Consider the following 935-nt stretch of genomic DNA (forward strand, 5'->3'; position numbering starts at 1 on the left):
ACGTCGCCGATTCTCTCAAAGATGTTGCTGCGGGTGGCGGTGACTTAACTGCGCGTCTAAAAGTGGAAAGTAAAGACGAAGTTGGCGAAGTCGCGGCTGCCTTTAATGAATTTATGGATAAACTTCACCCACTGATGCAGGACATTCATCGATCTGCTTCTGCCGTTCAAACAGTTTCTGAAGAACTGAATGATCAAACGCGCACAGCGAGCGGTCAAATGCAGAGTCACTGTTTGGAAACGGATAAAGTGGTGACAGCCGTAACAGAGATGAGCATGACGGCAAAAGAAGTCGCGAGCAATACAAATGCCACTGCGCAGGCCATTGACGATGCGAACGATCAGGTCACCGAAGCCCAGCGAGAGGTCGAACAAGCGATTCAAGGCATTACTGAGTTGGTTACAGAGATCAACAGCACATCGGATGCTATCTCTGAGTTGAGTCAGCAAACGGAGCAGATTACCAAAGTATTGGATGTGATTGGCGAGATTGCTGAGCAGACCAACTTATTGGCGCTCAATGCGGCAATTGAAGCCGCGCGAGCGGGCGAGCAAGGGCGTGGATTTGCAGTGGTGGCCGATGAAGTGCGTTCACTAGCGAGCCGTACGCAAAATAGCACTCATGAAATTGGCGATATGCTTAAACAGCTACAAAGTGGTGTATCTCGAGCCGTCACGACCATGTCCGCCAGTCAAGAACGCGGCGTGAAAACGGCTGAAGATTCGGCACTGATTCAACAGTCTTTGTCTGGTGTCCACCATTCTATTGGTACAATTCGCGATATGGGAATTCAAACCGCATCAGCGGCAGAAGAACAAAGTGCGGTGGCGGAAGACATCAACCAGAACTTGGTGGCGATTCAACAGATCGTCAACAACATCAATGACACCTTGCAACACGCAGAAACGATCAGCACTCAGTTGTCACAATCCGGC

At 49.9% G+C, this 935-nt stretch carries 1 protein-coding gene; it reads left to right on the top strand.

The window, feature by feature from the left end; all coding sequences use genetic code 11:
* Nucleotides 1-935: methyl-accepting chemotaxis protein (locus R8O11_RS25765; protein ID WP_318194681.1), on the top strand; the 935-nt coding region annotated here is incomplete at both ends.

Source organism: Vibrio sp. 1288, from assembly GCF_033344475.1.